General features: G+C 33.7%; 12 protein-coding genes. 8 read left to right on the forward strand and 4 right to left on the reverse strand.

All coding sequences use genetic code 11. The features are described from left to right. Window positions 1-2 precede the first annotated feature (2 nt). Together J2743_RS03920 and J2743_RS03925 are read right to left on the reverse strand one after the other, a co-directional pair. Window positions 3-992, reverse strand: coding sequence for an NAD-dependent epimerase/dehydratase family protein (locus J2743_RS03920; protein ID WP_209625262.1), 990 nt, complete (start codon window positions 990-992; stop codon window positions 3-5). Between the two features lie 502 nt (window positions 993-1494). Further along, complete coding sequence (locus tag J2743_RS03925) at window positions 1495-2397, reverse strand: NAD-dependent epimerase/dehydratase family protein (protein WP_337972284.1); 903 nt, start codon at window positions 2395-2397, stop codon at window positions 1495-1497. Here J2743_RS03925 and J2743_RS12030 point away from each other — a divergent pair. The 6 genes from J2743_RS12030 (at window position 2329) to J2743_RS03950 (ending at window position 10942) form a co-directional block, all read left to right on the forward strand. Next, window positions 2329-2490: a hypothetical protein gene (locus tag J2743_RS12030; RefSeq protein ID WP_245248025.1), complete on the forward strand. Its 162-nt coding sequence runs from the start codon at window positions 2329-2331 to the stop codon at window positions 2488-2490. The genes J2743_RS03925 and J2743_RS12030 overlap by 69 nt on opposite strands. Before the next feature lie 603 nt (window positions 2491-3093). Continuing rightward, entirely contained in the window at window positions 3094-4590 is a 1497-nt protein-coding gene (locus tag J2743_RS03930) for an oligosaccharide flippase family protein (protein WP_209625263.1), read from the forward strand. Between the two features lies 1 nt (window position 4591). Continuing rightward, window positions 4592-5983 carry a Coenzyme F420 hydrogenase/dehydrogenase, beta subunit C-terminal domain gene (locus tag J2743_RS03935; protein ID WP_209625264.1) on the forward strand — a complete coding sequence of 464 codons (1392 nt, stop codon included), beginning with the start codon at window positions 4592-4594 and terminating at the stop codon, window positions 5981-5983. After that, window positions 5965-7251 carry a polysaccharide pyruvyl transferase family protein gene (locus J2743_RS03940; protein ID WP_209625265.1) on the forward strand — a complete coding sequence of 429 codons (1287 nt, stop codon included), beginning with the start codon at window positions 5965-5967 and terminating at the stop codon, window positions 7249-7251. Before J2743_RS03935 ends, J2743_RS03940 begins: the two co-directional genes overlap by 19 nt. 177 nt (window positions 7252-7428) lie before the next feature. Next, a complete protein-coding gene (locus J2743_RS03945) occupies window positions 7429-8865 on the forward strand; it encodes a flippase (protein WP_209625266.1) in 1437 nt (478 codons plus the stop codon). 1381 nt (window positions 8866-10246) lie between these two features. Beyond that, entirely contained in the window at window positions 10247-10942 is a 696-nt protein-coding gene (locus J2743_RS03950; RefSeq protein WP_209625267.1) for a class I SAM-dependent methyltransferase, read from the forward strand. 299 nt (window positions 10943-11241) lie between these two features. On the opposite strand, the gene J2743_RS03955 is transcribed toward J2743_RS03950, so the two are convergent. Continuing rightward, on the reverse strand, window positions 11242-11577 hold the full coding sequence (locus J2743_RS03955; protein WP_209625268.1) for a hypothetical protein: 336 nt from the start codon (window positions 11575-11577) through the stop codon (window positions 11242-11244). A gap of 1311 nt (window positions 11578-12888) precedes the next feature. Between J2743_RS03955 and J2743_RS12270 the strand changes: the two genes are divergently transcribed. Further along, on the forward strand, window positions 12889-13200 hold the full coding sequence (locus tag J2743_RS12270; protein WP_425342794.1) for a helix-turn-helix domain-containing protein: 312 nt from the start codon (window positions 12889-12891) through the stop codon (window positions 13198-13200). Window positions 13201-13706: 506 nt separating this feature from the next. Further along, complete coding sequence (locus tag J2743_RS03960) at window positions 13707-13952, forward strand: transposase (protein ID WP_337972285.1); 246 nt, start codon at window positions 13707-13709, stop codon at window positions 13950-13952. Between the two features lie 72 nt (window positions 13953-14024). On the opposite strand, the gene J2743_RS03965 is transcribed toward J2743_RS03960, so the two are convergent. Then, window positions 14025-14648, reverse strand: coding sequence for a class I SAM-dependent methyltransferase (locus J2743_RS03965; protein ID WP_209625270.1), 624 nt, complete (start codon window positions 14646-14648; stop codon window positions 14025-14027). Window positions 14649-14650: the final 2 nt, after the last annotated feature.

Genomic DNA, 14650 nt, shown 5'->3' on the forward strand with positions numbered 1-14650 from the left:
TATCAAAATTCGGCACTGTTTTGGATATTTTCCCAGTTTTCCACGAACCAGGAGTGTGTTTTCTTTAATCCGTCCTTGAAGGTTGTCTGTGGATTGTAGTCCAGGATTTTTTCGGCTTTTTGGATGGAGGAAAGTAGTCGGGTTTTGGCATCCCAGTTCCTGCGGGCTGCGTAGGCTATCCCTTCCATGTTACCGGTTAACTCGTTCACCATGTTGGCCATATCAATAACTCGTGTTTCGGATCCGGATCCGAGGTTTATGGCTTCCCCTATGGCTTTTTCGGCGATTCCCATGGTCATGAGGCCGTTTACTATGTCATCCACGTAGGTCCAGTCCCTGGTTTCTGAGCCATCACCAGTTATGGGTAGTGCCTGGTTGGTCATTGACCAGTACATGAAGTTGGGGATCACATTCCGGTATTTACCTGGGACCTCTCCCGGGCCAAATACGTTGAAAAATCGTGCATTGACAATGGGCAGGTCGTAAAGATTGTGGAAGTAGTTGGTGTAGAGTTCACCTATGAGTTTAGTTACCTGGTAAGGTGTATGGAGACTTATGGAGATATCGGGTTCTTCAAATGGCATTTTTGAATCCAGGCCGTAGACCCCGCATCCTGATGAGGAGTATACGAATCTTTCCACTCCCACCAGATGGGCGTACTCCAGAACCTTTAATATTCCCATTCCATTGACCATCAGGTCCAGTTCCGGGTTGTCCACACTGTTCTGGTTGGCGAAGTGAGCTGCCAGGTGAAAAATGTAGTCTGGTTTTTCCTTGAAAACCCGTTTAAGCATCTCGTCATCCAGGATGTCACCTTTAACAAAGTGTATGTTTTCAATTTCTGGAATGTTCCACTCGTAAGCAGAGTCCAGGTTGTCTAATATAATTACCTTTTCAGCATGATTGGATAACTTTCGGGTGAGATTGCTTCCCACGCACCCGGCACCGCCAGTTACTAAAACTGTTTTGTTGTTATAATTTGAGTAATCCACAGGAATACACCACCTGATCTAATTTAATTTTTAATTCAACCCCAATAAATTCCGTTACATCTGATATAATTTAAAATACTTACTGAAATCACTGATATTGGTTGTTATCTGCAGTTTTTAACTAATTCCAGTTAAGGTGATATTTGGAAAAAACTTTGATACGATCATTAGTTAACCTACATATCCTATAAAAACTATCTCATTAATCAATTAATTTCTAAACATCTCTAATAAAATTATCCCTACAAACAAAAGCCAAAACACCAAACATACCCCCCAAAACAATCAACCAACATCAATCTAATCAATATGGCCCAATGAAACCATTCAAAACCAAACTTTATTTGCAAATTTCTAAAAACTCCATCAACTCTACCATTAAATGTTAAAAAAAATTAGAAAAATAATTTTAAAAAAAAGAAGTTTATGATTAAATAACAATTGATTACTTTTTATACCCTGTAAAATTCATTTATTGGTTATTCAACTCCATAGAACTTGATTATTTAACTCTGTAAAACCATTTCATCCATTCTACGGTTTTTTTGATTCCTTCTGCTGGATCTACTTTGGGGGTATGTTTCAAGTCCTTTATTGCTTTGGAAAAGTCAATGGTCTTAACCTGGGTGGTGAATTCCTCTGCTTGTTCATAAGTTACCAGAGAGTCATCCTTACCCACAGCTTCCAGCACCAGATCAGAATATTCTTTTATGTCTTTTTCCCATTCTGTGCGACCACCCACATTGTACACTTCACCAGGGATGAAGTTATCCACTATATTGGCAAAGGTGAATGCGGTATCACCAACATAGTCGATGATGCGTTTATGGCCCTTGTACACAGTGTATGGCTGGTTGTGGAGGGCTTTGTAGATGAAGATTGGTATGAATCCTTTGTAGGGGGAATATTCTTCATGTGGTCCGTAACAGTTGACTGGGCGGACTCGTACGGTTTCGGTGCCGAACATGGTGGCTGAGTTCATGCACATCAGCTCACCTGCCCATTTGGTTATGGCGTAATCATTCATCTGGTAGGTGTCCTTGATGGGATTTTTGACCATCACATCTTCACTCATTTTCCCGGTGTAGTCACCGTAGACTTCTGCTGATGAGAAGAATATCATCCTGAAGCCCAGTTTCTCCTGCAGGCGGATCATGTGTTTGCTTCCGATAACATTGGTTTGCCAGAGATTCTCATAGTAGGCTTCTCCGTTCCATCGACCGTACTCGGCTGCCAGGTGGTAGACGTAGTCAAATTTGTCCTCATGTTCTTCAAAGAGTCTTTCTAACTGTCGGTAGTTACGCACATCGCAGCGCTGGTAGTTGTCCCGGTTATTGTGCAGGAGATCAGCGGCAAATACTTCATGTCCACGTCCTTCCAGTTCATTGACCAGGTTGGTGCCTATGAAACCTGCCCCACCAGTTACAAGAATATTTTGAGTTTCGATTTATATTCCTCCTTCAAGTTAGATTCGTTTATAATCAGTGTTAATGTATGATTGGTTCGTGATTGGTTTTGTAAATTTGTACCAGATTGGTTTAAAATTTATTAGATAGAATGTTAATTTATAGTTTTTGAAACTGTGAAGACCCTTTACTAAATCATGTAAAACAATTAAATGAAGCTAAAAGGAAAATAACAATGGAAAAATAATAATAATTTAAATCTTTTTTTATAAACCTTTATTCTAAATTATTTAAACCTACGGTGTATAAATCCTTGACTCCTACGCGTCATCTTGGTGTTTATAAAGATAAGGGGAAATTTTCCACAATAAGAAGAAATTCAAAGTTTTTTTTTGGATACTTCCAACGCAGCAGAGGGTTTTCACTTTGGGGTGGAGATAGTATGTAAAGAATATGGTCGGCCAATATCCTGTCCATCAAAAAAGACGTGGTTGGGGTTTATAAGGGGGTTTGTGGCGTTGGAAAACCTTCAATATACTGTTGAATATGATAAACGAAACCATAACCCGGAATTATACTGATCCCATACCTGGTGATGTGAACCACTCCCTGGCAGATACATGATAAAATAAAAAAAATAACCTATAAATCTATTTACAACCTACCATTCTACACTACATCTGAGGAAACTTATTATGAATTATCCAATCCCCTTAAAAAAATTGATAAATAAACTCCTGGAAAAGGATGAGAAAAGCCTGCAATCCAGATTGGTTCATGGTATTTTCTGGAATTTCATCAGTGTCCTGGCTGCACAGGGATTTCCACTGATTGCAGCCATAATAACCGCTCGTCTTCTGGGAACAGCAGGTTACGGGCAAATGGGAATGATTAACAGTACCGTGATCCTGTTTTCAACATTTGCAGGTTTGGGTTTAGGGGTGACTGCCACTAAATATATTGCTCAGTACCATCTCACTGACCCGGAACGTACCGGGCGCATCATGGGCCTTACCTATGTTTTTGGAATAGTTTCCGGACTGGTAATGTTCCTCATACTCTTTATAATGGCACCCTGGCTAGCAGCAAATACCTTAAGTGATCCTGGTCTAGCACCAGTTTTACGTATAGCATCTCTTCTTTTGATTTTTAACACCATTGTAGGAATAGAATCCGGAACAATAGCTGGTTTTGGAGCTTTCAAAGACCTGGCCAAAATTGCCATAATCCAGGGAATAATCTCTGCGTGTTTAACCTTGACCGGTGTTTATTTTTTCGGTTTAACAGGTGCGATTGTGGCCATGGTGATAAACAGTATTATAAACGTGACTCTGTACAAGGTGAGCATCAATAACCTGGTTAAAAGGTTCAAGATCAAAGTTGACTATTTAAAATCGTGGAAAGAAAGGGAAGTGATAGTGAAGTTATCATTGCCTACCATGCTATCCAGTGTAATGGTGGGACCTGTAGTGTGGATTGCCAACATAATCATAATAAATAACCCTGGAGGTTACAGTCAGTTAGGACTTTTTAACGCTGCAGATCAATGGAGGATGATGTTAGCATTCTTACCCACTGTAATCGGAGGGGTGTTACTGCCTATGGTTTCAGCAGCAGTTCATAAGGAGAATAAAAGTTTAGAAACAGTGAATGTTCTTGCCAGTTGGATTATAGTGATTATTATAGCATTGCCCCTAATTTCCTTCCCTGAAATCATTGCCCTGTTCTATGGGCAGGAATATTATTCTTCAACTATATTTTTACAGTCTATTTCAGCTATGATGCTGGTAAGCTGTATTTTAGCATATAAAGAGGGTATTGCACGGAAGTTGATTGCAAAAAACCTGATGTGGTGGGGTTTTTTAAGCAACCTGGTGTGGGGATTGATATTCATTGTTTCCATACTACTATTCCAGAACCTGGGTGCCCTGGGTTTAGCCATATCTTACATCATCTCCTACAGTTTGAATACTCTAATTTTTGTTCCATTTTATATTTCCAGGCGAGTGGTTCCTAAAAATCTATTAATATCCTGGGAAGTGATTCTGATATGGTTGGTTTTAATCATCCAAACTATCCTGGCCCTTTCCCATGTTAATCTGTGGATCAGAAGTTTAGGACTAATTATAGCCATTGGAATTATGGTATTCTCTTTTTACCGGATTTTGAAACCTACGAATTGGAGGCGATAGAATGAATGTGGTGGATGTAGTAGTAAAACATGATTACTGTATTGGTTGCGGAGTTTGCAGTGGAACTTGCCCATCTACTAATCTCTGTATGGACTGGTCCTCTAATGGAGAGTTGATCCCCTATGCTGGTGATGGTTGTAAGGAAAATTGTTCTATTTGTCTTGATGTGTGTCCCTTCTATGATCATCCCGTTAATCAGGATGATATTGCTGATTTCCTGTTTAGAAAGACTCCTGATATAAATCACCATGAATACACTGGTTATTATCTTAACTGTTATGTTGGTTTCCAGGAAGATGAGCAAAAAAGATTGAAAAGTGCCTCGGGTGGATTGGCCACTTGCTTTTTAGTTTCACTGCTAAAGGAGGGTGTGGTGGATAACATCGTGGCGGTGGGAATAGCTGAGGATAGGATGTATGATCATAAGATTTTGAAAAGTCCTGGTGAAGTGTATGAATGTGCAGGTTCTGCATATTATCCTGTGGAGATTTCACGGATTTTGAAGGTGATTTTAGAGGAAAAAGAGGATGAAAGTTATGGGATAATTGCACTTCCCTGTGTGGTTTATGGTCTGAGGTTGGCTATGCTGAGAATACCCAAACTTAAAAGGAAGATCAAAGTAATTGCTTCTTTAACCTGCGGACAACTTCAGAACCGTTACTGTACTGAGTTACTGGCCTTGGAGTCAGGGGTGAGGGTTGATGAAATTGCCAGAATGGACTTCCGTCGGAAGAAGAAGGGTAATATGGCTTCTGATTATTTGCAGGTTGCCATAGACCTGGATGGGAAGGAGGGTACTCCTCAGTCTAATCATGGATTACCATTTCATTTATGGCATTACCATTATTTCAAACAGAACTCCTGTAACTTTTGTGATGATGTGTTCGGGGAACTGGCAGATGTGACCTTTATGGATGCCTGGCTTGAAGAATATATGGATGATTATCGGGGAACATCCCTGGTTATTGTCAGGACCCCTCTGTCTGGTAGAGTGTTGGAAGGATTATCTGGACATGAAGTGGAGGGTATTGATATTCAGAAGGTAATACAAAGTCAGATGGGAGTTATTCAAAAGAAGAGGGTTTTGTTATGTGGTAAACTTTATAAAAAGGAAACCATAGATATGTGGTATCCAAAAAAACGGGTAAAACCAGATCCCCAGATCTATAAAAAAAATAAGGAATTTATTGACTTAACCGACAAAATACAAAGTTTAAGCAAGGAATTCTGGAGGGAACACCGTTTGGACCCCTCTACAAAGGGTTTCTGGGAAGATTTAGCAGATTCAGAATCCCAGATCAGGGCTTATGAAAGAAAGGCATCTTTACTAAAATTCCCTTTGAAGTTAATTGGAAAATTTAGAGAGGTATTACAATGGCCAAAAACCATTTAACAATTGGACTATACGGAATTGGTGGTGTCTATAATTATGGCTGTGAAGCAATTGTAAGGGGAACTGAAATAATCCTACACCAGAAGTGGCCAGATGCCAGGATAAAATATGCATCTTTACGCCCAGAAGATGATGCCCAGAGACTGGAAGGATGTGATGTGGAGATCGTCCCTCGTAAAATGCATCGTTTTGGTTCTATTGAACGTTTTAACTCGATTCTTGCCTATTTAACTGGTTTTCATTCTAAACGATTTTTTCCAGAGGATCTAAAATGGGTGGATGATTGTGATGTGGTGCTATCCATTGGAGGAGATCTTTACACCATTCCCCCTGGTTACCAGGATCCCAAGATAAGGTGTTATAACCCTTTAATCCATTTTGGTGACTTGGTAAAAAACCACGAAAAAAAGTTTGTGGTTTGGGGTGCCTCTGTGGGGCCCTTTGAGGATTGTCCAAGGATTAAAAAGAGGATGGTTGAGCACTTAAGACGTGTTGATCTTATCACCTCCCGGGAACCAGAAACCAGCCACTACCTGGAGTATCTGGGATTGGAAAACTTCATAGAATGTGCTGACCCTGCTTTCATGATTTCCTCACCAGAACCAGTTCAGGAGGGAGAAGGTGTTACCCTGGAAGATGATGTTAAAAGGGAAGAAAAGGTTATCCTGAATGATAGTATCAATGGGAAAAAGGAGAATAAATTACATATTGGCATAAATTTAAGCCCATTATCCTCTATTTACATGTTTAAAAAGGATATGAAACAGGTTATCAAGGATCAGGCTGATCTGGTTACTTCACTTATTGAACACTTCGATGCCAGGGTAACCTTAATTCCACATGTAGTATGTCACTTCAATGTAGATGATGATGATCTGAGATATTTGAAACAGGTTCAATCCATGATATCTGATGATGTTAAAGGCAGTGTGGAACTTTTGGATGGAGATATTGGTTTTTTGAAAACAAAAGAAGTATTATCAACCTGTGACTGTGTTATTGCCGCCAGGATGCACTGTGCCATTAACGCGGTTTCTGTGGGTGTTCCCACCATATTCCTTGCTTACAGTAAAAAAGCTTATGGAATGGTGGAATATGTTTATGGTAACCGTAAATGGGTGGTTTCCCTGAAAGATGTTAACAACACCAATATGGTGTCATTGATAAATGAGATTATGGATGCAAAACCCCACCTATTTGACCAACTGCATTCCAACTTGGAACAGTCCCAGAAAACCCGGAAAGAATTATTGGATTTTGATTACTAACTTAATTTTAGAAAAATTTTATTATATCACTAGAAAAATCGACAGTGCCATCCCCTAAAAATAAACAGTTAAGTTAATAATCAAATGTATCGACTAGAATTTTAAATTTAAATGGTATACTAAAAGAACGTCGAACAGTTTATATCTAAAATTATAAACAATGCGAAGGAAGATACAATGAATACTGTTCAAAAAATAACCAAAAATGTGAGCGTGCTCTTCATCTCACAAATGTTAAGTTATGTCCTAGGATTCTTTACATTAATATACTCTGCCAGATACTTAGGAGTTGGAGGATTTGGAACACTTTCACTTGCTCTGGCTATTACAGGTATTTTCAGTGTTTGTATAGATTTAGGCCTAAATACACTCAGCATAAGAGAAATTGCAAGAAATAAAAATCTTGCAAATGATTATATTGGAAACACGATCATATTGCGGGGAATATTATCCTTAATTACATTAGTATCTGTTCTTTTATTATCATATTTTATTGGTTATAACCCTGAAACAATTGAAGTCATTCTAATCATAACAATATATACCATTTTTAATGCTTTTTCACAAATGCTTTATTCTTTATTTCAAGCTTTTGAAAAGATGGAATATCAATCAATTGGGATTGTTTCAAGTAATATATTGTTGTTAGCAGGAATATTATTAGCAATACACTACAAAACAGATTTAATCCAATTTGCCATAGTTTATGTCATTACAAGTATCATAATTTTAATTTATTCTTTAATCATATGTTATCGGAAATTTTTGGTGCCAGATGTCAATTTTAGATCCACAAAATGGAAAGAGTTACTAAAAGAATCTTGGCCCTTTGCGATTACAGGTATATCTATTAATATATATTTATGGATCGATACCTTAATTTTATCTGTAATGAAAGGACAAGAAGCAGTAGGTTTCTACAACGCATCTTACAAATTAATATTAGTACTACTATTTATACCAATTGTTCTTAATACCGCACTATTCCCATTAATGTCTAAATATTATGCTTCTTCTATAAAAACATTGAAAATTTCTTTTGAAAAATTATTTAAAATTACAATGTTAATAGCTATACCCATCGGAATTGGAACAGTTTTAACTGCAAACAAAATTATACTACTTTTTTATGGTAGTCAATATCTCAAATCTGTTATTGCTTTACAAATTTTAATCTGGTCTACTGTTTTAATATTTGCTAGAAACCCATTCGAACGTTTATTAGCTGCAAGTGATAAACAGATTACAACCACTAAAATATTCTTAATAGGTGTTATATTCAACGTTACAACTAATTTGATAATAATACCTCATTATAGTTACATTGGGGCAGCAATAGTAATTATATTAACAGATATTCTTGTTTTAACTCTGTTTATATTATCTGCAGGGAAATTTGGATATTCTCTTTCGAAAAATAGCCAAATAAGTTTAGTTAAAGCAATATTAGCAAGCATTATTATGGGACTATTTTTAATTTGGCTTAATAAAATCAATATATTCCTATTAATTTTGATAGGATTTACAATTTATGTTATCTCTTTGTTAATTCTAAAGATATTAGATGATGATGAAATATTAATGATCAAATCAATTTTTAAAAAAAAGTTATAATATTTTACGAGGCTGTAAGTTAATGGGTGTTGAAACCGATTCCATGAAAAATACTAAAAACTTCAAATTTAGAGTTAATCATCATTTAAAACCATTAAAAAAATATTAGGTGAAAGTAGATATATTAACATGTTCAGTGAAATTATAACTACTCTCGAATCTAATATTGGTTCCATACAACTTAATCTTTTCGATTTTAGTGTGGGAAAAACCAAAATTTGAAGAAATCCTAAACGCAAGATTTCAACACCATGAAACACCTCGAAATGTCAATAAAAACCTAAAATTACTTTCAAATAATCATTTAGAATACATTAACCCAAAATACCCAATTGCAATTCAAAAAATGTGATTAAACAAGAATATCAAGAAAAACCCCATACTGGATGAATTAGGTTCTCAAACAATTTATTTACGCCGATACAAATGTAACGATTGTGTTAAAAAATTCGTGACAAGCCGAGATTTAGTTATAAAACCTCACCATAGGTATGCTAATTTTTCACAGACAAAATAGAGTCTTTTATCCGAACAGAGTATCGTTCACTGCGCAAATCAGGAGAAGACCTTCAAACATTCTTAGGAATTTCACCATCACACACAACCATAAAAAACTGGCTAACTATAGACGCCAAACCATATACAAAACATTCAAAACATTTATTCAGGTTATTACGCTTATAATGAGCAGCATATCCTGCTAAACAGACAAAAACACTACAGATTAACATTATACGATACTATACTAAATATCCCACTAGCAAAAGAAATAGTCCCTAAAAGAACAACAGAAAGCATTTATAATTTCATTGATAAATCCACATATAAACAACCATTAATTACAATAACTACTAACCATTTCCGTATATGCAAAAGAATAATGGATAAATTAAGTGTTAAACACCAATTATGCATATTCTACTTGTTTAAATGATTTGAGACAGCATTTATAAAATTTGAAGTCTAAAAAAGTCACAAGACAGGAAAAATAATTTATGCCTTTATTTCACCGAATTAAAAAATATATTCCGCACATACAACGAAGAAACAACAATACAAAGATTAAAAAGATTACTTGAGAAATTTGATAATATTCCTATGGTTTTACAACGATATCTCACTAACAAGATACTTCCAGACTTTCAACGACTCACACACTACATGAAAAGCCCATTTATAGAACGAACCTCTAACAAAGTAGAGAATTACTACAGACAAACCGATCGTAACCAAATAAAGGAAATATACAAAACCATAACAGGGATACTCGGCTATTTAAATCAAAAAATGAAAAATGGACACCAAAACACGGAAAAAATATCAACCCCCAATAACTTAATTTTAAAAACTATAATTAACAAAAAATATAAAAAAGAATATTATGTTATCTAAATTTCCCAAAAAAATAAGAATAGTAAAAAAATTTTTTGACAATTCTAATTTTAATTTTGAAGGAAAAGAAATATTAGATATTGGGGGTACTAACGATTATTGTGAGATTTTAAGATCAATATTTAAACCAGGAAAAGTTTATTTACTGAACTATGATAAATCACAATTACAAGGTGTTGAAAATTCGTTTGTTCAAGACGCAACAAATCTACAATTTGAAGATAAAAGTTGGGATATTATTACTAGTTTCGATGTTATCGAACACTTAAATAACCCTGATGATCTCTTATCAGAAAGTTATCGCGTTTTAAAAGATGAAGGATTGTTTATCATATCCAGCCCTAATCTAGCAGACTGTTTTAGTCGCATAACCTTCCTTTTCGGGTATATCCCTTTTTTTTATACACCTTGTCAACATAGAGTTGGAACCCCATTTAACAAAAAAGGACCAATTATGTACCATAAATCAGTTTTTACATGTAAAGCATTCGAAGAATTACTAAAAATTCATAATTTTTCCATCATCCAATCATTTGGCTTTTCTTATACAGATGAATTCTACTTGGATTTAGATCCTTCAAAAAAAAATCGACAAACAGCATACAAATTTAGAAAAAAGTTGGATAAAATAATGCCAAAAGATCTTTCGGAAGGATTTCTTTATATATGCAAAAAAATTAATTGATTTTTAATCACTATTAATCTGATTATTTGTAGTTATTTGATAAAATGGAATTATATGTTTCTATTCCATGCTTAAAATCATCTTGCCTATTTTATGGTTCTGTCAAAAACTTGGGGGTTGACCGTCAAAAAGCTTTTTTGGTTTCGAATATCTATATTAATGTTTATCCTCGACATTGCACTATTTTTAATCTTCATTAACCGCTTAACAATTTTGGGAAAGGTTTTCTGAAAGACATTTTCTATTATACTCGAAGTTCGCCCAATATTTCCGTCTTCTAAGAATGCAAAGGGTTCTGTCTAAAATGTTACTGATTTTTTGTTTCTTTGGATCCATAGGTATTCTGCGAATTTTAAGTGCATTGCAAGTCCTAAGTCTGTTCTGAATCTTCTTTTTAGGTATCCATGCAGTGTAATACCGAAATGTCTTTCTTTTTTGTTGTTTGTTGATGGTACATTGTCATTGGTGATGTGGTTGATGATTTTATCAAATATTTTTCTTAATTTTTGGATGAAATCTCCTATTAAAGGAGGTAAATGTTTTATACTATTAAATAATCTGCTAAATCTTATTTTGGCACTTTTCACAGTTTTAGCTTTGAATATACCAATATTCACCCTACATAACTTTCCCATTCTATTATTTCCTCCCATAGGTTTCTTATTTCTCTTTTTAGGAGTTTTAGTTGCTTAAGTTTATCTTTTTTGTTCTTTTTATATATGTTTTCTTTTTTCTGGTTTTGATTTGGCGTTTTATTTTGTTTAGATTTTTCACCAGGTCCATCATTAAGTTGTGCATTATATGGAAGGTACATTACTGGTATTTGGCATTTAATTATTCAATTATATGGTTATATCCTGTAAAACCATCCGTCACCATTGTATCGACTTTTTTATTTTTTAATGTACTTTTATGAACGTTTCGGCGATTTTAATATTGAATTCCTTAACAATTAATTGATTCAATTATACGGGAGTATTTAAGTCAAGTAAGGATAATTTAATTGTTCTCAGTTAACTTTTAAAAATTGTTCATCATAACCATAAACACCACTTAAATCATCTTCTGTATATTTTAAAGATTCTTCTATCTTATCTTTGTAACGATTTTCACATGACTCTTTCTGATGGTTTAAAACAGTCCGCCTAGATGTTTACACCCATAAATTCGGCTAATTTGTTCTGATTTCTTATTTAACAAACTATAATAAATCAATAACTGCTTAACAACTTCAAATCTTTAAGTTATGGACATAATTACAGTTTTTTAGGACAATGTTTTCAAGGTTCGTTTCATAAAATTTCTCACAATCTCATCAGAACATGCATATTTTGAATTTTAGCTGGTCTATTCTGGTTAATATAATGTATACACCTGTAATTATTCTTAAATTCACTGTTACAAAGATAAAATAAGAATCTTTCCATAAAAGACCACATTCAACGGCCTTCCAGCCAAAACTTCCAACGCAGACAAAAACTCAAAATCATTTTCACTGGAGACATAGACTTCAAAATCCTCATTTTCAAAAATTTAAATAAGTCTTCAACATATACTAAATTGCGCGATAACTGGATATTTTTCAACGATATAAGTAATAATTATCGCACTAATACTTATTAAACCTTACCAAACTCTGTAAATAAAAATTATATAAACAAATAAACCCCTATAACACAAATCACAATTATATAACTATCAAATTTAATTGTTAGACACATTCATCAGTAACATTTTAGACAGAACCATTCCACTTGTTTAAGATGATTGGAAACAATGTATACAACATATTAAAGTCGAAAAAAGTCACACGAGATGAAAAAATTATTTCTGAGCTTAAAATTGATGTTAAGGTATATCAACGGGCTATATTTTTGAAGATAGTCATGCAAAAAAAAGCCTATTTCACATGCTGCAGAATTTGTTGGTGTGACTAAAGAAACTGGATTCAATTAGTTGAAAAATATAACAAAGAAGGTTTCAATGGTTTAATTCCCAAATATAGTGGTGGAAGACCTAGTTTATTAACAAATAAGGAATTAAAAGAGCTAAAAGAAATAATAATTAACTCAGAAAAGAATTATAGTATTCGTGAGGTTCAAAAATTAATTTATGACAAATATGAAGTCAATTACTCTTATAAACAGGCTTGGGAGATATCTAAAAAGAAATTAAACTTAAATTATGGTAAACCATTCCCTATTTACAGTAAAAACCTCAAAAATGCTGAAGAAATCTTAAAAAAACCTAAAAAATAGATTTAATGAATATTTGGCTTTTTTAGATTCAGTAGGCGTTCAAAACACAACAAACTCACGCAAAACACTGTATTTACTTGGAATAAAGAACATCATTAAAAAAAATTAGAACAATTCAAATTAAATGGTACAGAATTACAAGGAGTGAATTGTAACTCTTATTTCGAGTTTTCACCTACAATCAAAGCACATGAACTTTCAAAAACAATCATAAAGATTCAAATAATGAATATGTCAATGATACTAGAATAAAATTACTAAATAAAGCTATTAATAATTTTAATTTAACAAAAAAATATTAAAATCTGTTTTAATGGAAAAACGGATGAATGAAACTAAATTTAGAGAAAAAAACTATCCGTTACCTTGATAATACAGGTTTAACTCAAAGCGAGAAAATCCAAAAAATCAGTGAACGTTGCAATAGATAAGAATTAACGAATATTCGCAAAATTGACAGAATTAAAAGAGAAAATATGCTAGAAAATATCAATAAATGAAATATAATCGATTATTTAAAGAAAGAAAAAAGATTATACATAGTTTTAGATAATTACAGGGTGCACAAAACTAAATTAGTCCAAAAAGTAGCTGAAATTTTAAACATTAATTTAATATTCTTACCACCATATTCTCCAGATTTAAACCCAATCGAGGATGTTTGGAGAAAAATAAAAGGTACAGCATCAATAAACTATTTTAAAGACTCAAAAGAACTAAAAAATGCTTTAAAGAAATATTTAAAGAAATAATAAGGGAAAAATCCTTTTATGAAAATTGGATTCAAAAATTCATATCAACAGTGCAAAATATTAAGTAATCAACTATAATTTCTGTAATTCAATTATATGAATTGACCCAAAAAATTTATTTTCTTTTCCTGGCTTAAATTTAATACCTAATTTAGGCAAAAAAGGCACTGTTTCTTTGCCTAAGTAAATATTATTTTTAACTATAAATTTATTTTGTATCATTAAATTCAAATTCCAATCGAATATAGGTGTAATATGATCATTTTCATTATAAAAATCTCCAAATAAATTAAATTGACCATATACCATAAAAATAAACTTACTAAACCAAGACTCAACATTTGGAGTAGTTAAAATAAATGTTCCATTTGGTTTTAAAAGTCTATAAACTTCACGTATGAAATTCCATGGATTTTCAAGATGTTCAATTGTTTCTACTGAAATAACAAAATCGAACGTTTTATCCACCCAAGGAAGTTCTTCATTCGCATCAACTTTTAAGCATTCAATATTCTCAGGTATAAATCTAGTTGGATCAATATCACCAGAACATACTTCAAATCCCATCTTACACAAATTGAAACTTAAATTCCCATAACCTGAGGCAATATCGAGTAACTTGCCCCTTTTTTTATTTTCCAACATGCTTAAAACTGTTTCATGAACTCCGGCAGCAGCACATCCTATTATCTCCATAA

Source organism: Methanobacterium petrolearium, from assembly GCF_017873625.1.
In the GTDB taxonomy this organism is placed as follows: domain Archaea; phylum Methanobacteriota; class Methanobacteria; order Methanobacteriales; family Methanobacteriaceae; genus Methanobacterium; species Methanobacterium petrolearium.